Annotated in this window: 21 protein-coding genes; 12 read left to right on the plus strand and 9 right to left on the minus strand. The window is 71.3% G+C overall.

The genetic code is table 11. The features are described 5' to 3' along the window. Nucleotides 1–72 precede the first annotated feature (72 nt). On the minus strand, nucleotides 73–1068 hold the full coding sequence (locus tag GTY67_RS23120) for a glycoside hydrolase family 6 protein (RefSeq protein ID WP_161279843.1): 996 nt from the start codon (nucleotides 1066–1068) through the stop codon (nucleotides 73–75). A gap of 310 nt (nucleotides 1069–1378) precedes the next feature. On the opposite strand from GTY67_RS23120, the gene GTY67_RS23125 reads away from it, so the two are divergent. From GTY67_RS23125 to GTY67_RS23135, 3 genes are all read left to right on the plus strand, one after another. Then, complete coding sequence (locus GTY67_RS23125) at nucleotides 1379–2047, plus strand: GPP34 family phosphoprotein (RefSeq protein ID WP_161279844.1); 669 nt, start codon at nucleotides 1379–1381, stop codon at nucleotides 2045–2047. 173 nt (nucleotides 2048–2220) lie between these two features. Next, entirely contained in the window at nucleotides 2221–2679 is a 459-nt protein-coding gene (locus GTY67_RS23130; RefSeq protein WP_161279845.1) for a hypothetical protein, read from the plus strand. A 78-nt stretch (nucleotides 2680–2757) separates the two neighbouring features. Beyond that, nucleotides 2758–3768 carry a YdcF family protein gene (locus tag GTY67_RS23135; RefSeq protein ID WP_161279846.1) on the plus strand — a complete coding sequence of 337 codons (1011 nt, stop codon included), beginning with the start codon at nucleotides 2758–2760 and terminating at the stop codon, nucleotides 3766–3768. A gap of 201 nt (nucleotides 3769–3969) precedes the next feature. On the opposite strand, the gene GTY67_RS23140 is transcribed toward GTY67_RS23135, so the two are convergent. The 3 genes from GTY67_RS23140 to GTY67_RS23150 form a co-directional block, all read right to left on the minus strand. Beyond that, the gene (locus GTY67_RS23140; protein WP_343238731.1) at nucleotides 3970–5475 is read right to left on the minus strand and encodes an MFS transporter; all 1506 of its coding nucleotides are present in this window, start codon (nucleotides 5473–5475) and stop codon (nucleotides 3970–3972) included. A 421-nt stretch (nucleotides 5476–5896) separates the two neighbouring features. After that, the gene (crr, locus tag GTY67_RS23145; RefSeq protein ID WP_343238732.1) at nucleotides 5897–6472 is read right to left on the minus strand and encodes a PTS glucose transporter subunit IIA; all 576 of its coding nucleotides are present in this window, start codon (nucleotides 6470–6472) and stop codon (nucleotides 5897–5899) included. Nucleotides 6473–6688: 216 nt separating this feature from the next. Beyond that, the gene (locus GTY67_RS23150; protein ID WP_161279848.1) at nucleotides 6689–7465 is read right to left on the minus strand and encodes a D-Ala-D-Ala carboxypeptidase family metallohydrolase; all 777 of its coding nucleotides are present in this window, start codon (nucleotides 7463–7465) and stop codon (nucleotides 6689–6691) included. A gap of 190 nt (nucleotides 7466–7655) precedes the next feature. Here GTY67_RS23150 and GTY67_RS23155 point away from each other — a divergent pair, with 190 nt between their 5' ends. Next, entirely contained in the window at nucleotides 7656–8207 is a 552-nt protein-coding gene (locus GTY67_RS23155) for a zinc-binding dehydrogenase (protein WP_161280235.1), read from the plus strand. A gap of 668 nt (nucleotides 8208–8875) precedes the next feature. On the opposite strand, the gene GTY67_RS23160 is transcribed toward GTY67_RS23155, so the two are convergent. The 3 genes from GTY67_RS23160 to GTY67_RS23170 are packed head-to-tail and all read right to left on the minus strand — an operon-like array spanning nucleotide 8876 to nucleotide 10141. Then, nucleotides 8876–9094, minus strand: a complete 219-nt coding sequence (locus GTY67_RS23160; RefSeq protein ID WP_161279849.1) for a DUF397 domain-containing protein — start codon at nucleotides 9092–9094, stop codon at nucleotides 8876–8878. A gap of 4 nt (nucleotides 9095–9098) precedes the next feature. Next, the gene (locus GTY67_RS23165; RefSeq protein WP_161279850.1) at nucleotides 9099–9305 is read right to left on the minus strand and encodes a DUF397 domain-containing protein; all 207 of its coding nucleotides are present in this window, start codon (nucleotides 9303–9305) and stop codon (nucleotides 9099–9101) included. Beyond that, nucleotides 9302–10141 carry a helix-turn-helix transcriptional regulator gene (locus tag GTY67_RS23170; RefSeq protein ID WP_161279851.1) on the minus strand — a complete coding sequence of 280 codons (840 nt, stop codon included), beginning with the start codon at nucleotides 10139–10141 and terminating at the stop codon, nucleotides 9302–9304. The genes GTY67_RS23165 and GTY67_RS23170 overlap by 4 nt, the downstream gene beginning before the upstream one ends. A gap of 93 nt (nucleotides 10142–10234) precedes the next feature. Here GTY67_RS23170 and GTY67_RS35130 point away from each other — a divergent pair, with 93 nt between their 5' ends. The 5 genes from GTY67_RS35130 (at nucleotide 10235) to GTY67_RS23195 (ending at nucleotide 12354) form a co-directional block, all read left to right on the plus strand. Continuing rightward, the gene (locus GTY67_RS35130) at nucleotides 10235–10504 is read left to right on the plus strand and encodes a hypothetical protein (RefSeq protein ID WP_093685962.1); all 270 of its coding nucleotides are present in this window, start codon (nucleotides 10235–10237) and stop codon (nucleotides 10502–10504) included. Nucleotides 10505–10580: 76 nt separating this feature from the next. After that, the gene (locus GTY67_RS23180) at nucleotides 10581–11033 is read left to right on the plus strand and encodes a hypothetical protein (protein WP_161279852.1); all 453 of its coding nucleotides are present in this window, start codon (nucleotides 10581–10583) and stop codon (nucleotides 11031–11033) included. A 4-nt stretch (nucleotides 11034–11037) separates the two neighbouring features. After that, a complete protein-coding gene (locus GTY67_RS23185) occupies nucleotides 11038–11445 on the plus strand; it encodes a hypothetical protein (RefSeq protein ID WP_093685964.1) in 408 nt (135 codons plus the stop codon). Nucleotides 11446–11469: 24 nt separating this feature from the next. Beyond that, the gene (locus tag GTY67_RS23190; protein WP_093685965.1) at nucleotides 11470–11856 is read left to right on the plus strand and encodes a hypothetical protein; all 387 of its coding nucleotides are present in this window, start codon (nucleotides 11470–11472) and stop codon (nucleotides 11854–11856) included. A 111-nt stretch (nucleotides 11857–11967) separates the two neighbouring features. Further along, complete coding sequence (locus GTY67_RS23195; protein ID WP_093685966.1) at nucleotides 11968–12354, plus strand: hypothetical protein; 387 nt, start codon at nucleotides 11968–11970, stop codon at nucleotides 12352–12354. 83 nt (nucleotides 12355–12437) lie between these two features. Here GTY67_RS23195 and eno read toward each other — a convergent pair whose 3' ends face one another. Next, on the minus strand, nucleotides 12438–13742 hold the full coding sequence (eno, locus tag GTY67_RS23200; protein WP_161279853.1) for a phosphopyruvate hydratase: 1305 nt from the start codon (nucleotides 13740–13742) through the stop codon (nucleotides 12438–12440). A 196-nt stretch (nucleotides 13743–13938) separates the two neighbouring features. On the opposite strand from eno, the gene GTY67_RS23205 reads away from it, so the two are divergent. Then, nucleotides 13939–14361 (plus strand): MarR family transcriptional regulator, encoded by a 423-nt coding sequence (locus GTY67_RS23205; protein ID WP_161279854.1) that lies wholly within the window; start codon nucleotides 13939–13941, stop codon nucleotides 14359–14361. Between the two features lie 72 nt (nucleotides 14362–14433). Here the strand turns inward: GTY67_RS23205 and GTY67_RS23210 are convergent, their stop codons facing one another. Next, nucleotides 14434–15159, minus strand: coding sequence for a heparin lyase I family protein (locus tag GTY67_RS23210; RefSeq protein WP_161279855.1), 726 nt, complete (start codon nucleotides 15157–15159; stop codon nucleotides 14434–14436). Between the two features lie 296 nt (nucleotides 15160–15455). On the opposite strand from GTY67_RS23210, the gene GTY67_RS23215 reads away from it, so the two are divergent. Further along, nucleotides 15456–16319 (plus strand): glycoside hydrolase family 16 protein, encoded by an 864-nt coding sequence (locus GTY67_RS23215; protein ID WP_161279856.1) that lies wholly within the window; start codon nucleotides 15456–15458, stop codon nucleotides 16317–16319. Nucleotides 16320–16478: 159 nt separating this feature from the next. After that, nucleotides 16479–16724, plus strand: coding sequence for a hypothetical protein (locus GTY67_RS23220; protein WP_093685970.1), 246 nt, complete (start codon nucleotides 16479–16481; stop codon nucleotides 16722–16724). The last annotated feature ends 172 nt before the right edge of the window (nucleotides 16725–16896 follow it).

Raw genomic sequence — 16896 nt, forward strand, 5'->3', positions numbered from 1 at the left:
GACGGAGCGGGACGCGGGTTCTCGACATGGTCGCCGGATTTTTTTCCGCGCCCCGCACGGCCTGCCCGGCCCTCAGTACCCGAAGATCATCTTGTACGCGACCTCCGGCAGGAACTGCCCGGCCGCCGACCCGCCGCCGACCCCGCAGTCGCCGTCGGACTCGCCGGGCGTCTTCAGCCAGAGCAGCATCTCGGCGCCGCCGCCCGTCTGGCTGACGGACCCGATCCGGCGCCCGCCCGGGTTGCACCACTCGCCGTTCGAGCCGTTGCCGTTGCGGCTGGTGTCGACGACGTACGGCTTCGTGTAGCCGTAGGACGCGGAGAGCGCCGAGCTGATGGCGTTGCCGTACGCCGTGTTCTCGCCGGTGGTGAAGTAGTTCGAGATGTTCAGCGAGAAGCCGTGCGCCTCGCGGGCACCGGCCCCGTCGAGGTGCTGGGCCATGGTGGCCGCGCCGATCCAGGCCGGGTTTCCGGCGTCCAGGTACGTCCAGGTGTTGGGGGCGCGGTCGCGGAACTGGGCCAGGGCGCCCCTGAGCATGCCGTTGCGCTCGTCGATCTGCGCCTGGCTCAGGCAGCTGAAGTCGCCGAGCGAGTCGGGTTCGATCACCACGAGGGCCGGGCGGGTGCCGATGGCCGAGGCGAAGGCGGAGATCCAGGCCTGGTACGCGGCCGGGGTGCCCGCACCACCGCCGGAGTGGCCGCCGCAGGCGTCGCGGCCGGGGATGTTGTACGCGATGAGCACGGGCAGCTTGTCGGCGGCGTCGGCGGCGCCCACGTACGAGCCGACGGCGGCCCCGATGTCCCCGCTCCACGCCCCGAACCAGCGGGCCATGGGGCGGGAGGCGATGTTGTCCCGGATGGCGGCGGCGCGCCCGTCGCCGGGGTTGGCGGCGGCCCAGGCGGCGGGGCCGGAGTGGGGGTCGGTGTAGAAGCCGCTGGTCATGCCGATGGGGCTCGCCTGGGCTGCGGTGGCGGCGGTGGGTGCGGTGGCGTTGCCGGGCCCGGCGCTGAGCGGCAGGAGCAGACAGGCGAAGGCTGAGGCGGCGAGCGTACGAAGAAGTCGTCTCACAAGTGCGGCCCTTCTCTGGGAGCGCTCCCACTGTGCGGCGGCCGAGCGGTGGGGGAGGGAGGCGCGGGGTGGGGGTGGGGGATACGCGCGGTGGACCCTGGGCCCCCTTGGGGTCCGGGTCCGGGAACTGCCGCCGTCAGTCGAGACGGTGACAGGGTGGCACCTCGCTGTCAATGAGTCGGGCACGGGTACCGGGCGGGGAGGCGGTCATGACATCTGTCATCGATGCCGGTGACAGCTCGCACCGCGCCGCTCCGCCTGGCCGTGGATAACGTGGCCGAAAGGCCCCTATCCGACGGTGGGAAGAGACATGCCGAGCAAGACGCTGATCGTCGACGACCTGACCTTGCTGCTGATGGACGACGCCTCCGGCGCGATCCCGACGGCGGGCACGCTCTACTACACGCAGGGCGGCGCGGTCCTGGTCGAGTTGGGGCTCGCCGGTCATGTCCGGGTCGACGAGGGCGACCAGGGCCTGACCGGCATCCGCGTGCACGCCGTCGTGGGCCGCCCGCCGCAGGACCCGCTGCTGCGCGACGCGTACAAGAAGGTCGCCGAGAAGGTACGAGGCGTCCAGACGCTCCTGATCGAGATCGGCACGGGCCTGCGCGAGCCCGTGTTCGACCGGCTCGTGGAGCGGGGCACGCTGCGCCGGGAGACGAAGAAGACGCTGGGCCTCTTCCGTACGACGTCGACCACCATCGCGGACACCGCGTACAAGACGGCGCTCCTGGAGAAGGTCCGGGCCGTCCTGATCGACGGCGAGGAGCCCGACGTCCGCACGGCCGCGCTGATCGGCCTGCTCTCCGCCAGCGGCTCCCTGCCGAACCTGCACCGCACCATCCCGTGGTCCGGCCAGCTCCACCAGCGGGCGAAGGAGCTGGAGCGGACCAGCTGGGGCGCGGAGGCGGTCAACTCCGCCGTGCTGCGGACCGTGGCGGCGGTCGCGGCCGGGCCCGCGGCCGCCGTGAGCGGCTAGAACGGCGCCGGGTCCGGGTCGGTATCAGGGATGTGCGACCAGAGGCGTACCTCCATATGCCGCAGAGTCTGACTTTTTCCGGCCATACGGCTACGAAAATGGACGTAAGCGAGCAGGGATGTTCCCCGGGCTCGCGGCAGACGAAGCGGATACCGGCGAGGAGAGAACCGAAGATGCGTGGCGTTCTGATAGGTGCCCTGGGCGGCGTGGTGGTTCTCGGCATCACGGCCGCGGTGGCCGTGCCCGAGGCCAGGGAGTGGTACGACGGGCGCCACGAGCAGACCTCCTCCTACGCCACCGGCAAGGCCGCGAAGGCCGACCGCGACTCCGTCCCCCGCTGGCTCCCGGACGACGCCGCGTCCGTCGAGTACGCCATGCGCACCACCGGCGGCGAGCGCATCCTCAAGGCCACGCTCGACGGCGACCGGCTCCCGGCGTCCTGCGAGCCGCTCAAGGGGAAGAAGGCTCCGGACCCGGAGATCAGCGCCTCCTGGTTCCCCTCGGACCGGGCGGGTGAGGCGCAGGGCCGCTGCGGCTCCTACTACGTCTCGCTGGAGGACCACACGCTGTACGCCTGGCAGACGAACGGGGACTGGATGGAGGAGAACCGCCGGCCGTCCTCGGCGCAGTAGGACGCTCCCGACCGTGCTGCCGCCTTCCGCGCCGATCCCCGTGCCGCCTCCGGGCGGCCGACGCATCCGAGGTCACCCGTGATCGCATTCGTACCGACCGCAGTCTTCCTCCTCTGGTTCTGCTGGGGCGTACGGCAGGACCGCCGGCAGTTCCGCAACGCGGTCCTGCTCGGACTGACCGTGCTGTGCCTGTCGTTCGCCCTGCTGACGCAGGTGGACCGGCTGCCGGGCGACCTGGCCGTCCTGGTGTACTCGCTGGTCTTCTTCGTGCCCGCGCTGGCGATCCTGCTCCTCGGCGGCTTCCTGGTGGGCAACGGCTTCACCATGGTCCGCAAGGAGGGCCGCCGCCCGGCCAACCTGCTGTCGGGGCTGGCGGGTCTGGGCATCTTCGCCGTCCTGGCGCTGGTGGTCTCCGCCGACTACCTGGGCGGCTCGCACGCGTACCAGTCGTTCCTCCTGGCCGTCGTGCTCGTCACCGGCTACGTGTCCTTCCTCTTCCTGTGCTTCCTCGCGTACGCCTTCCTCTACGGCCGCATCCGGGTGCGCGGCGACGTGGACTTCGTGGTGGTGCTGGGCTCGGGCCTCATCGGCGGCGAACGGGTCCCCCCGCTGCTCGCCTCGCGGCTGCGGTCCGGCCTCGCCGTCCAGCGGAAGCAGGCGGACCGGGGTGCGGAGCCGCCCGTGCTGCTGGTCTCCGGCGGGCAGGGGCCGGACGAGAAGCTGCCCGAGGCGGAGGCGATGGGGCGCTGGCTGGTCGCGGAGGGCGCCGACCCGGCGCTCGTCCGGCAGGAGGCGCGCTCCCGTACGACCACCGAGAACCTGCGCTTCAGCCGCCGGATGATGGAGGAGGCCGACGACCGTTACGTCTGTGTCGTGGTGACCAACAACTTCCACGCGTTCCGGGCGGCGATGACCGCCCGCCGGGAAGGTGTGCGCGGTCAGGTGATCGGGTCGCCGACCGCCGCGTACTTCTGGCCGAGCGCCACCATCCGGGAGTTCGTCGCGGTCTTCTGGGAGAACCGCGTCGTCAACGCCGTCCTGTGCGCGCTGCTCGTGGTCCTGGCGGTGGCGGTGGGGATGCGGTGGTAGACGCCTCGCCGGAGCCGGAGCCGGAGCCGGAGCCGGAGCCGGAGCCGTCGGCGCGGTCCGGCCCCCGGTCCCGGCTGTCCGTTGTCCCTCATCCCTTCATGTGGGCGGCGCCGATCCGATACGCGCAGTCGGACCTCACTTCTTCCGCGTATTCGGCACGGCTCCCTGGCAGGCCGCGTCAACGGCCTTCCAGGGTTCAGGTCAGCCAGGTGGGCCCGCCGCGTCGTCGGGCGGGTTGTCCAGGCGGATGCCACGGAGTACGCGGAAGGCTGTGAGGGCCGCGGCACCCAGGAGTGCGGCCGTGGCCACCATGGTCACCCGCAGGCCATGCGTGAAGGCTTCCCGTACCGCGGCACCGACTGCCGGGCCTTGCCTGTGGGCCTCCTGGAGGGCACCGGCAAGTGTCCCGGAGTCCGGCAGGGAGCCGGGGAGGCCCGCTTGGTAGAGCGCGGTGCTCACCGTGCCGAGGACGGCCACGCCGAGGGCGGCACCGAGTTCGGTGCTGGTCTCCGCCAGGGCCGAGGCGGCGCCGGCCCGCTCGGGCGGGGCGGCGGCGAGCACGATGTCGGTGGCCAGCAGCGCCACCGTGCCGACCCCGACGGCGGTCACGGTGGCTCCGGTGACCAGCAGGGCCGGTCCGTCGCCGGTACGGCTGATGACCGCGCACCCGAGGGCGGCCAGGCCAAGACCGAGCGCGACGGTGACCGCGGGGTCCAGCCGTCCGGCCGCCTTCCCGGCCAGGGCCAGCCCGGCGATCACACCGGCGACGCTCGGCAGCATCCACAGGGCGGCGGCCAGGGCGCTGAGGCCAAGGACGCTCTGGAGGTACTGGGCGGCGAGCAGGGTCATGCCCATCAGGGCGAACTGGGTGATCCCGTTGGCGAGGATGCCGGTGCTGAAAGTACGTCGACGGAAGAGGGCGAGGTCGATCAGCGGGCGGGCCCGGCGCAGCTGGTGGCGGACGAATACCGCCCCCACGGCCAGGCCCGCGACGAGCCAGGTCAGCGCCCAGGCGTCAGGGCCTTCGGTGGCGGCGCGCTTGGCCCCGTGGATGACCAGCAGGATCGCCGCCACCGACAGCACCGCGCCGAACAGGTCGACGGTGCCCGGCGCGGGGTCCTCGGACTCGGGAAGCAGCCACGGACCCGCTCCCAGGAGCAGGGCGACGACCGCGATGTTGACCAGGAGGACCGAGCCCCACCAGAAGTGGCCCAGCAGGAGACCGCCGACGAGCGGGCCGAGGGCCGCGCCGGCCGCGAACGCCGCCGACCACAGACCGATCGCGGTCCGCCGTTGGGCACGATCACGGAACATGGTGCTGATCAGAGCGAGGGTGGACGGCGCGAGCATGGCCGCGCCGATCCCCATCACCGCCCGGCAGACGATCAGCGTCCCGGCGGAGGGAGCGAACGCGGCGACCACCGAAGCGCCACCGAAGACCGCGGCTCCGGCCATCAGCATCCGGCGCCGTCCGTACCGGTCACCGAGCACTCCCATGGTCACCAGCAGCCCGGCGAGCAGGAAGCCGTAGGCGTCCAGGATCCACAGGAGCTGACCGGCGCTGGGCGCGAGATCCCTGCTGAGGGACGGAGCGGCGTAGAAGAGCACGCTGATGTCCATCGACACGAACAAGCACGCCGTGATCAGGACCGTCAGGCCGGCCCACTGGCGTCGGCCGGCCAGTGGAGGCATGTGGACTACGGGCACAGAAGGAACTCCTCAGAAGCATCGCTCAGGCCGACGCGCCTACGCGCGGCCGAGGAAGAGGTGGGTCACGGAAACCGCCGCCATGGCGGGGAAGGGGGCTTCTGTGCGGGCCGGAAGAAGATGCGCCGGCCAGACCCGGGACCAGGAGGGATACGCCCGCAGCCGGCAGGCCATGCGAGCGAGACCACGCCCATGGCTGACGGGCGCCGGAGACAAGCTCAACGGCACCGCACATCAGAAGCAGGTCTTCAGCAACGCATGGCGGACACGATAACTGGCAGCCCGGGTCCCGGTACACCTCGGTGCAAGGCCACTCCGACCACCGCAGGATCAGACGCAGCTTGGAGCTGACCTGTGCAGAGTCGCCCCGCACCGGACAGCGGCGGCCCGCCGGGACTGCCCGCCGGGACTGCCCGCCGGGCTACTCCTTGGTGGCGCGCAGGATCACCGACCGGCCGGCGGTGACCGGACCGGAGAGCTTGGTCAGCCCGGTGAGCGCGTCCATGTTCGAGATCACCACCGGTGTCAGGGTCGACTTGGCCTTCTCCTCCAGCAGCGCCAGGTCGACCTCGATGATGGTGTCGCCCCGGGTGACGCGCTGTCCTTCCTCGGCGACGCGCCGGAAGCCCTCGCCCTTCAACTCGACGGTGTCGATCCCGAAGTGGACGAACAGCTCCAGGCCGCTGTCGGTCTCGATCGAGAACGCGTGATCGGTGTCGAAGATCTTGCCGATGGTGCCGTCGGCGGGCGCGACGATCGCGCTGCCGGACGGTGCGATGGCGATGCCGTCACCGACGATCTTCTCCGCGAACACCACGTCGGGAACGTCCTCGATACTCACGATCTCCCCGGACAGCGGCGCATAGATGTCCACCGTGTGCGCGGCCCCGTTCCTCCCGGCTGCCGCGCCGCGGTCGGAGGCCAGGGCAGGAGCGTGGGGCAGGCCCGCGGCGGCCGCGCCGGTGATCACGGCGGCAAGGGCGGTACGTCGGGACACGGGTCGACTCATACGCCCATGATGATCATCCAGCCCCCGGCAACCCCTCCTGACCGCTGCGAGGTTCACCCGGATGGTCGGCGCGGTGCCGCACCCGACAGCGGTTCCAGGGCGCCTCTACGGGCCCCGGCAAGCACGAGCTGACGCGGAGACACCTCGGCCCCTGGGTTTCCTCCGGCCCGCCGACCGGAGGAAACCCAGGGGCCGAGCCGGGTCTCAGATACCGCAGTTGGGCGCGGACCAGAAGCGGCCGCTGCCCCCGGCGACGTGGGTGTGGTCGTTGTGGCCCGGGTAGCCCGGGCCGAGGATCTCGGTGAAGCCGTGGTTGCGCGCCGCCTGGGCGAGAGCGCAGAAGCCCTGGGACCCGGCGCCGAGGTCCGCCGCGTGCCCGTACATGTGGCGGCTGTTGGCGGCGCCGCCGACCGCGCTGTTGCACGAGACGCTGCGGAAGCCGCCGTTGACGGTGATGGGCCGGTCACCCATGGCGTGCCGCATGGCCTGGAGCTTCCACATGGTCACCAGGGCGTTGGCGCGCGCGGTGGCGGCGCTGACCTTGCCGCCGGACCAGTCGGAGTTGCAGCGGTTCAGCTCGGCGTAGGTGAAGTTGACCGGGGTGCAGTCGTTCTTCTGGAGCTGGTAGATCTTGTTGAACGTCTGGGGCCCGGCGATGCCGTCGGCGCTCAGGCCGTACGCGGCCTGGAAGCGCTGCACGGCCGCCTTGGTGGCCGGGCCGAACGCGCCGTCGATGGCGATCTGGTTCCCGGTGCCCGGGTACCCCGCGACGCGGATCTGGAGCTGGCGTACGGCTTCTCCGCTGGAGCCCTCGCGGAGGGTCCCGCTCCACGTGTAGCAGGCGTCGGCCGTTCCGACGTCTCCGGACGCGGTGGAGGCGGGGGCCGTGGACGGGGTCGCGGTCGCGGCCGAGGTGCCGCCGAGCGCGAGAACCGCTCCCGCGACCGTCGCGAGCAGGAATCCGATGGGGCGTGAGCGCATGAGCGTGCACCTCTTCGTCGTCGGGCTGTCCACTGGAACTGGGGGTTCCGAGCCTGTTACGCGGTACGGATGAGCGTCAAGGGCATGACAACTTTGTGCAGCGCGCTCGGCCGGAACCTGCCAACGCGAAGCCGCCCGGAGGGGCGCACCACTGAGCTGAAGACCATCACGGGAGAGACCGGTCGCCGCGCTGTGGTGCACCGGGGCGGGCGGGGTCGGCTCGGCGGCGGCGCAGCCGGCCCGGGCGCTGGGCACGGCGGCGGTGTACGGCACGGTGGGTACGGAGGAGAAGGCGGCGTACGCGAGCCGCTTCGGGTACGCCGCGGTGTTCCTCCGCGACGGCTTCCCGGAGGCGGTACGGGAGGCGACGCACGGGCGGGGCGTGGATCTGGTCCTGGACCCGGTCGGCGGCCCCACCCGCCTGGCGAGCTTCGAGGTGCTGGCCCCCTTCGGCCGGGTCGCGGTCCACGGCGAGGCCGCCCGCCACCCCGGCCCGCACCTCCCGGTCCTCCCGGTCCGGAAGAACAACCGCGCCCTGACCGGCTACAACATCGGCGACCTCTCCCGCCGCGCCCCCGAGACGCTCCGCCGCCACGCCCTCGCAGCGCTGGACCTGGTCGCCTCCGGTGCCGTACGGATCGGCATCACGGTCGAGTACGACCTGGCCGACGCGGCGCAGGCCCATCGCGTACGGGAAGCGGGCGAGAACGAGGGGAAGGCCGTACTGAGGATCGGCCGCTGATCCCGTCGGCCACCGCCCCCCGTCGGCCGCTCACCGCTTACCTCGACGTCTACGACCACTTCGGCCTCCTCCGCCCGGCGCGGGCGTCGTGCGCTCGGGGTGGTCCCGTAGGCGGCCCGGAACCGCCGGGTGGAGTGGCTGTGGCCGGTGGAGCCGCAGCGTACGGCGATGGCCGCGATGGACAGGTGGGCGTAGCCGGAGGAACCGGGCATGTGACGGGCGCGTTCGAGGCGTTCGCTGATCACCCGCTGCTCCAGGCTGATCCGCAGGCGGGCCGGGACCAGTTCGTGCATCGGGCTGGAGCGCAGCCGCAGCGAGGCGTGGACGACAGCTTCGACCGGCAGGCCGGGGTCGGTCATGTCGATGGTGACGGCCTGGGACGCGCCCACGCCGGACCAGCCGTAGACACGCGGGGCCGGCTCGTGGAACACGCGGATGTCCGACGGCCCCGGCGTGAAGCGCTGCCCGCCCGCCTCCGCGTGATGGGCCCGCCCGCATACCAGTTTCGGCCTCCTCGTGACGGACCCGGTTCGGCACCGACGTGTCGGTCGGCGCATGGTGCAACGCCTCGACCCGCTCACGCGGCGCGACATCGTTCAGATCCGGCAACAGCACGACGCCCCACCGTGCACGGCACGGTGGGGCGTCGTGGCGTCGGCCCGATCGGGTCAGACGGTGCCGAACTCCCCGGCTTTGACGCCCGCGACGAAGGACGAGAACACCTCGGCGCTGACGTGCAGGCTCGGGCCGTTCGTGTTCTTCGAGTCGCGTACGGGGACGATGCCGGTGGCGGTCGCGGTGCCCGGGGCCCACTCGACGCAGGTGCCGCCGTTGCCGCTGTAGGAGGACTTGACCCACTGCTGCCCGGACGGGGATTCGGTCGTCATATGGCTACAGCTCCCCGGACTTGACGCCCGTCACGAAGGCGGAGAACGCGGCGGCGGGGAAGCTCAGCACCGGGCCGGTCGTGTTCTTCGAGTCGCGTACGGGGACGGTGCCGGTGGTGGTCGCGGTGTGCGGGGCCCATTCGACGCAGGTGCCGCCGTTGTTGCTGTAGGAGGACTTGACCCACTGCTGGGTCGTCGTTTCGGTCGTCACGGGGTGCCCTTCCGATGCTGGTGGATCGAGTCCACGGAATCTGTCTGCGACAGAGACACGTTCTGCAAATGATGGTAGGCCCTCACCATCGGGATGACGGAGCTGAGTTCGCGGTCCAAGTGCCCCTGCGTCTGGGACTCGACATAGGAGACCACGGACCGGTCCTGGAGCGTCAACAGATTTACCGACCGGTCGAAGGGGCGGCGCTCTCCGATGCTGTAGGGGGCGATCTGGAGCGTGGTGTGCGGCTGGGCGGCGAAGTCGATCAGATACTGCAACTGCGCCTTCATGACGTCCGGGCCGCCGACCGGCCGGAGGATGCAGCTCTCGTCCAGCACGGCGATCAGCAGGGGCGGTACGTCCCGCACCAGCGCTTCCTGGCGCGCCATGAGGAACGCGACGCGTTCATCGGCCTGTTCGCGGGTGATGACTCCTCGGTCGACCGCTCCGTCGGCCAGTGCCTGCGCGTACTCCCGCGTCTGCAACAGACCGGGAATCAGGCCCGACTCGAAGAGCCTGATCTCCGCCGCCCGCCCCTCCAGGGCCAGGTACTCCGGGAAGCCCTGCAACAGCACCCCGTGCTTGATCTTCCGCCACTCGCGCTCGAACGACTCGGCCGTCCCCACGAACCCCAGTGCGACATCAACGGCGATCGAGAACTTGCGAGTTGGGGACTTGTGACAAGTTTCCACCCCCGAGACATGGCGTCCGGTGTACCCGATCCGCTGCGCGAGGTCGTCCTGCCGCCAGCCCCGCTCCTCGCGCGCACTGCGCAGACGTGCGCCGTAGGCCGCTTCCGGGCTCGCGTCCGGGTTTAAGTCCTTGAGGTTTACCAACGTTCTCTCCACCCCTGAAACGTTGAAGGAGATTCAACGCTAAGCGACGCTGAGCCATCCCGGTAGTCAGTCAGCTACGGAGAGGAACTATCGGTGTACGGCGAGCACGTGCGTCCGAATTCCCAGCAGCCTCCCGGCCTCCCGTTTCCGCCCGCCCTCGGGGCCCTCGTGGTCGACACCAGCCGCGCCGACCGCGTGGGGGAGTTCCGAGGCGTCGCCGGAACCCGTTGGTCCCTCCGGCCGGTGGGCGGCGGGCGCGAGTGGGAGGCCGAACCCGTCCACGTACGCCCCGCACTCCTCATAGAGCAGCTTCGAGCCCGTACCGCACGCCTCAACGCCCGGAGCAGAGGGGAAGTGCTGTGAGCGCACCCAGGACGTCAAAGCGCGTACATGGCTTACGGGTTGGGGTCGCCCGACGGGCGCGGCAGGCGGGTGGCTCATGAGGGACCTGGATTACGTCGCCGCCGTCACGGTCACGGCGGGCGGACGGGCCCTCTGGCTCGGCGGGATCGCCGTACCGAACCGCCGGCTCGTCCTCCGCTGGCTCCGGCGGCAGGCGCTGCGGCTGGCCGACGGCCACGGCCGGGACCTGCCTCCCCCCGCTCCCTGGCTCCGGGCGCGGGACGTCCGGCAGGTCGCCTTCCACGGCACCGACGCCCCGGAAGGGCTGCGGGCGTGGGCGGGCGACGAGGGCCGCCAGGGGGAGGCGATAAGCGCCCTGGAGTCCGGGCGCCCCGCCCTGCTCACGGTGGTCGACCCCGCCGTAGGGCTGCGGGTCACCCTCGCCGGATGGCCGGTCGGCCCGGATCGGCCGTCGCCGCCATCCCCGTACCGCCCCCGAAGCCGTGGGCGGGGCCTCGTACCGCCCCGGCCCCGAAGGGAAGAGATCTGACGCCGTGCTGCAATGCACCGCCGTGACCCCCGTCCCGTACGCCGAAGCTCTTCTGGCGCTCGCCACGATGGAGGGCGGCCCCGAGCACGCGCCCGATGTTCTCGCCCCGGACGAGTTCCTGCTCTGCGAGCTGGGCGAGCACGACGAGTCCGCCGAGCACGCGGCGTACCTCTGGGCGGCCGAGACCCCGGGCGTGGACCAGGACCTGTGGCTGCTGTGGACGGGGACGGGCGCGCACCGGGTCTACCGGCTGGCCGTCCTGCCCCTGTGCCCGGCGCGCCTCCGCAACCTGGCCACCCGCACGGTCACCCTGTGCGCGTACTTCGACCACCACCCCGCCCCGCACTCCTTCCACGTGACCGACCCGCTCGGCGACCTGATCGCGTCGCCCGACGGCACCGACGAGCCCTGACGGCAACCGGAGGTCTTCCGCCCCATGAACCAATGCACCGCCGTGGCGCTGTTACCGCCTCCGGACCACGTCGTCCGCCTGGCCCCGCCCGGGAACCCGCCGCAGGCCGGATACGTCCTGTGCGAACTCGGCGAGGACCACGACGACGACCACGCGTCCCTGCTGTGGGAGGACGACGCGAACCGCGAGGCCGTGTGGGTGCGGTGGAGCGGGGACAGCGCCCGGCTGGTGGGGCTGGCCTGGTGTACGGCGATCGACCCGCGGAGCGAGGACGCGTGCGGGCTGTTCGCCGGGCACCCCTCCGTACACGACTGGGATGTGGTCGACCCCACGATGCAGGCGGTGGACGCGGTCGCGGACGGATGGCCGGACCCCGCGGCGCCCCGGGCCGACCCGCCGGACGGGCCGTAGGGACCACTCGCGCCGGTGAGCGTACGGCGGCTCCAGGCGTTCATCCCCGTATCCGGCCCGGCTGCGTGCTAGGGATAGCAGCAAGATTTCCTAAATAGGAGGTATGCCACGATGCGCACGACCCTTATCCGCGTGACGACCGCGCTCGGTGCCGCCGCCGCTCTGGCCCTCTGCGGCGCCGGTACGGCGAGTGCCGACAGCGTGGGCAGCTCCGGCATCGGCAACACGGGCGTCGGGAGCGCGGGCCTCCACAACGGCGGCGCCGGCAACGCGGGCATCGCCAACTGGGGCCTGGGCAACGCCGGTATCGAGAACTCCGGCATCGGCAACGCGGGCATCGCCAACTCGGGTCTGGGCAACGCCGGGATCGCCAACTGGGGTCTGGGCAACGCGGGCATCGAGAACGGCGGCATCGGCAACGCGGGTCTCGGCAACACGGGCCTGGGCAGCCACGGCATCGGCAACTCGGGCGTGGGCAGCTCCGGCATCGGCAACTGAACCGCGCGGTGTGATGTGACGAGGGCCGGGAGCTGCGAGCTCCCGGCCCTCTTTCGATCGCTTCTACGGCTGGGCGGGTGCCATCAGCTCGCGCCTGCGCCTGTGCCTGCGCCGACCCGCAGGGCGTGCGCCCCCGCGTACTGAGCGCTGTCGCCCAACTGCTCCTCGATGCGCATGAGTTGGTTGTACTTGGCGGTGCGGTCGGACCGGGACAGGGACCCGGTCTTGATCTGGCCGCAGCCGGTCGCCACCGCCAGGTCCGCGATGGTGGTGTCCTCGGTCTCGCCCGACCTGTGGGACATGACGACGGTGTAGCCGGCGCGGTGGGCGGTGCCCACCGTGGCGAGGGCCTCGGTCAGGGTGCCGATCTGATTGACCTTCACCAGAACCGAGTTGGCGACGCCGGAGGCGATGCCCTCGCGGAGGATCGTCTCGTCGGTGCAGAAGACGTCGTCGCCGGTGAGCTGGCAGCGCGTACCGACGCGGGCGGTCAGGTCCCGCCACCCCGGGAGGTCGTCCTCGGCCATCGGGTCCTCGATGGACACGATGGGGTAGGCGTCGATCAACTTGACCAGGTAGTCGGCCTGTTCGGCGGGCGAGCGGCGCACGCCCTCGCCGGTGTAGTCGTAGACGCCGTCGCGGAAGAACTCGGACGAGGCGGGGTCCATGACCAGGCCGATGTCGGTGCCCGGCCGGTAGCCCGCGCGTTCGACGGCGGCCACCACGAAGTCGAGGGCCTCCTCGGCGGTGCGCAGGGAGGGGGCGAAGCCGCCCTCGTCGCCGACGCCGGTGGAGTGCCCGGCGGCGAGGAGGTCGCGGCGCAGGGTGTGGAAGACCTCCGAGCCCATCCGTACGGCCTCGGCGAAGGTGGCCGCGCCGATCGGGGCGATCATGAACTCCTGGAAGTCCAGCGGATTGTCGGCGTGCGCGCCCCCGTTGACGATGTTCATCATCGGCACGGGCAGGAGGCGGGCGCCGGAGCCGCCGAGGTAGCGGTAGAGGGGCAGCCGGTGGGCGGCGGCCGCGGCCTTCGCGGCGGCGAGGGAGACCCCGAGGACGGCGTTGGCGCCGAGGCGGGACTTGGCGGGGGTGCCGTCGGTGGCGATCAGGGCGGCGTCGAGACCGGCCTGATCCTCGGCCTCGCGCCCGATGGCGGCGGCCGCAAGCTCGGTGTTCACGTTGCGTACGGCCTGGTCGACGCCCTTGCCGTGCCAGCGGGCGGGGTCGCCGTCGCGGAGTTCGACGGCCTCGCGGGCGCCGGTGGAGGCGCCGGAGGGGACCGCGGCCCGGCCGGTGGACCCGTCGGACAGTTCCACGTCCACCTCGACGGTGGGGTTGCCCCGGCTGTCGAGGACGGTGCGGCCGGTGACGGAGGTGATGGCGGTCATGGGGATGCCCTTCCCGTTGTCGCATGCGTTCCGTTGGGGCATGCGTTCCGCCGGGCTCGGCTGCGGCGACGGTGGCGCGGTACCCGGCTCCGTAATACTCTACAGCAATGCTGTGCAGTTGTGCTGTTCAGCTGAGCTGTACAGCCCAGCTGTGGGATGGGGGCGGCTCTCCAGCTCACCCGCGTTAAAATTCGGTATGTCCCAACCGGAATCCGCCGCCGTCGCGGCCGAACTGCGCACGGCGATGGGCAAGCTCACGCGGCGCGTGAAGCTTGAGGACCAGATGCCGCTCGGCCAGGTGGCCGTCCTCGGCGCCCTGGACCGCAGCGGCGCGATGACGACCAGCGAACTCGCCGCCGACCAGCGGGTCCGTCCGCAGTCCATGGCCCGGGCCGTCGGCCTGCTCATGGACCAGGGCCTGATCACCCGCCGCGCCCACCCCACCGACGGCCGCAAGAGCCTGGTCGAACTCTCCACCGCCGGGCAGGCGCTGCTGGAGGAGGAGCGGGGCCGCCGGACGGACTGGCTCGCGCGGGCGATCGAGTCGGAGCTGACGGACGAGGAGCGGGAACTGCTGGCGCGGGGGATCGGGCTGGTGGAGAGGCTGGCGGCGCACTAGGCCTGTCGGTCCGGTCGGCGCACGCTGGGCTTGGTCATGGTGAAGGTCTCGCGTGTGGTGGGCCGGGGCCGGTCACAGGACGTCGGCGCGTGCGGTGCCCAGCTTCGGTCCGGCGACCCAGTGGATGGATGCCTTGGTGTTGTCGGTGCCGAAGTAGGTGCCCCACCGGGGCTTGTTGCCCAGGTTGTCCCAGGTGCGGGCGTTGGAGCGTGAGGCGAACTTGACGCCGTCCTTGTAGACGTTCAGCGTGCCGCTGCCGGAGGAGCTGGTGGTGATGCCGAGCTGGATGGAGTGCCATTCTCCGGCGCTCCAGGCGGTGCTGCCGATGGGAATCCACTCCTCACCGGTGGCCACGTACCAGGCTTTGAGCCGGCCGCCTTCGACCTTCATGAGAACGGGGTAGTTCTGGCTGTGCTGGGCGTTGGTCCCGTTGGACTTCCACTGGAAGACGCAGCCGGTGTCGCCGGTCTTGGTCATCGAGTCCCAGCCGAACCAGTACGTCCTGTTGTTCTCCCACGCGTACTCCTCGCCGTTGGGCATGCGGACGTTGTGGCCCTCGCAGCGCGAGGTGGACCCGGCGGGCTTGTCGAACCTGAAGAAGCTGCCGTGGCCGTCGTTCCAGTTTCCGACCGTGACGCTGCCGGGGGAGTCGCACAGCGTGGTGCCGAAGACCTTCGTGCCGAGGGCGGGGTCGCCGTCCCAGATCACGGAGGCGTGGGCAGGCGAAGCGGTCATCAGCAGCACCGATGCCGCTGATGCCGCGAGGAGGGACTGCGCTTTCATGCTGAGCCGAGGCATGGCCTGCTCCTGTTGTGTGGGGGTCCAGAAGTCTGTGGCGTCCGACGCGTTCGTTTCTAGTGCGGTCGATCGAGACCGTCAATCGTTTGGCGAATATGATCGTTTCGATCAGATGGTGACCCGTAAGCCTCCACGGCTGCTCCCTCTTCTCCGTCGGGGGCAACAGCCGGTGGCGCGCGGGGCCGCTCGCCGGTACCGGTCGGGGGAGGGCGGGCTAGGCTCCCGGAGGCCCGTGCCACGGGCCCGCGGGAGCCCCGCACCTGCGCGTAGCCCTCTCTGGCTTACGGAGCCCTGTTGTGAAGCACCATGTCCGCCCGGCCCTCATGTTCGCCGTCGGCGCGCTCCTGGCCGGATGCGTGTCGGCACCGGTCGGGGCGGGAGGGCGGGCCTCTGACAGCGACGAGCCCTTCTGGCAGGCGGAGTTCGGCGGTGCCGCCGGGGAACGGCCGTCGGCCGAGCACTGGAACACCGAGATCGGCAACCGGGACGAGGAGGGGTGGGGCAACAACGAGTTGCAGTTCTACACCGACGACGCGGCCAACTCGGCGCTGGACGGCTCCGGTCACCTGGTGATCACCGCGAGGAGAGCCCCCGAAGGAGCTGCTGGACTCCCTTGCCATACGCAGGAGGCCTGCCCGTGGACCTCGGCGCGCCTGACCACAGCCGGGAAGGCCGCGCTCACCCACGGGCGCGTCGAGGTCCGGGCGAAGATGCCCACCGGCACGGGGCTGCTCCCGGCGATCTGGATGCTCGGCGACAACGGTGCGCAGTGGCCCCGGCAGGGCGAGATCGACATCAGTGAGGTCGTCGGAGGTGAACCGCGCACGGTGTACGCCACCGCGCACGGCCCGACGTACTACAACGAGCGGGGGATCGGCGGCTCCACCACCCTCCCTGCCGACGCGTCGCAGGCCTTCCACACCTACGCGGTCGAGAAGAGGCCGCACCGCGTCACCTGGTCCGTCGACGGGAAGCCGTACTTCACCCTGACCCCTAACCAGCTGCCCGCAGAGCGCGACTGGGTCTTCGAGCAGGACATGCACCTCCTGCTGAACGTCGCGGTCGGGGGCGACTGGCCGGGCTCCCCCGACGACTCCACCCGCTTCCCCGCGAGCATGACCATCGACTATGTGCGCTTCTACGGCACCGGACGCGGCTGACCGCCCCGGGGGCCCGGCACCGGGCGCGACCGCCCCGGGAGCCCGGCACCGGACAACGCAGACCGCCGAGCGCTTCCCGGCTCCGGCAGCCGAGATGCGCATCAGGGGACTGAGGGCCACGGTGGGAGAGAAGAGAAATCGTCCACCCTGAGGAGCACCATGATCATCAAGACGCTGCACGAGAAGGGCCTGACGTCCGAGCACGCCTACACCGCCGGCCTCGTGTCGATCGGCCTGTCCGTCGCCTCCTGGGCCACCTCGCTCAAGGCCGAAGCCGCCGGCACCGCCCGCGCGGACCGGTGGGGCATCTTCGTCGGCGAATGGGCACCCACCTTCTTCGCCCTCGGGCTCGCCCTCGCCAACTACGAGCGCGACCACGAGCCTCTGCACTCTCCCGCACACTGACCCGGCCGGACAGGGGCCACCTTCTCCGATGCGCTTCCGCCACCCGTTGACGTATCGTCACTGCCCTGACCGGCGGCGGTACGTCGGCTTCCGGTCCGGTGTGTCTGCTTCAGAGCCGCAGGGGCGGGTGTGACGTAAGTGAATGCCGATCCGGAAGACCCGGCTTTCCGGA

The organism is Streptomyces sp. SID8374 (assembly GCF_009865135.1).
In the GTDB taxonomy this organism is placed as follows: Bacteria; Actinomycetota; Actinomycetes; order Streptomycetales; family Streptomycetaceae; genus Streptomyces.

Excerpts from the sequence above, each read along its gene's own strand:
- GTY67_RS23180 (WP_161279852.1), top strand. The coding sequence starts at position 10,581 with ATGAGGGACCTGGATTACGTCGCCGCCGTCACGGTCACGGCGGGCGGA.
- GTY67_RS23150 (WP_161279848.1), bottom strand. The coding sequence starts at position 7,465 with ATGCGCTCACGCCCCATCGGATTCCTGCTCGCGACGGTCGCGGGAGCG.
- GTY67_RS23195 (WP_093685966.1), top strand. The coding sequence starts at position 11,968 with ATGCGCACGACCCTTATCCGCGTGACGACCGCGCTCGGTGCCGCCGCC.
- GTY67_RS23205 (WP_161279854.1), top strand. The coding sequence starts at position 13,939 with ATGTCCCAACCGGAATCCGCCGCCGTCGCGGCCGAACTGCGCACGGCG.
- eno (WP_161279853.1), bottom strand. The coding sequence starts at position 13,742 with ATGACCGCCATCACCTCCGTCACCGGCCGCACCGTCCTCGACAGCCGG.
- GTY67_RS23220 (WP_093685970.1), top strand. The coding sequence starts at position 16,479 with ATGATCATCAAGACGCTGCACGAGAAGGGCCTGACGTCCGAGCACGCC.
- GTY67_RS23190 (WP_093685965.1), top strand. The coding sequence starts at position 11,470 with ATGAACCAATGCACCGCCGTGGCGCTGTTACCGCCTCCGGACCACGTC.
- GTY67_RS23125 (WP_161279844.1), top strand. The coding sequence starts at position 1,379 with ATGCCGAGCAAGACGCTGATCGTCGACGACCTGACCTTGCTGCTGATG.
- GTY67_RS23210 (WP_161279855.1), bottom strand. The coding sequence starts at position 15,159 with ATGCCTCGGCTCAGCATGAAAGCGCAGTCCCTCCTCGCGGCATCAGCG.
- GTY67_RS23160 (WP_161279849.1), bottom strand. The coding sequence starts at position 9,094 with ATGACGACCGAATCCCCGTCCGGGCAGCAGTGGGTCAAGTCCTCCTAC.
- GTY67_RS23130 (WP_161279845.1), top strand. The coding sequence starts at position 2,221 with ATGCGTGGCGTTCTGATAGGTGCCCTGGGCGGCGTGGTGGTTCTCGGC.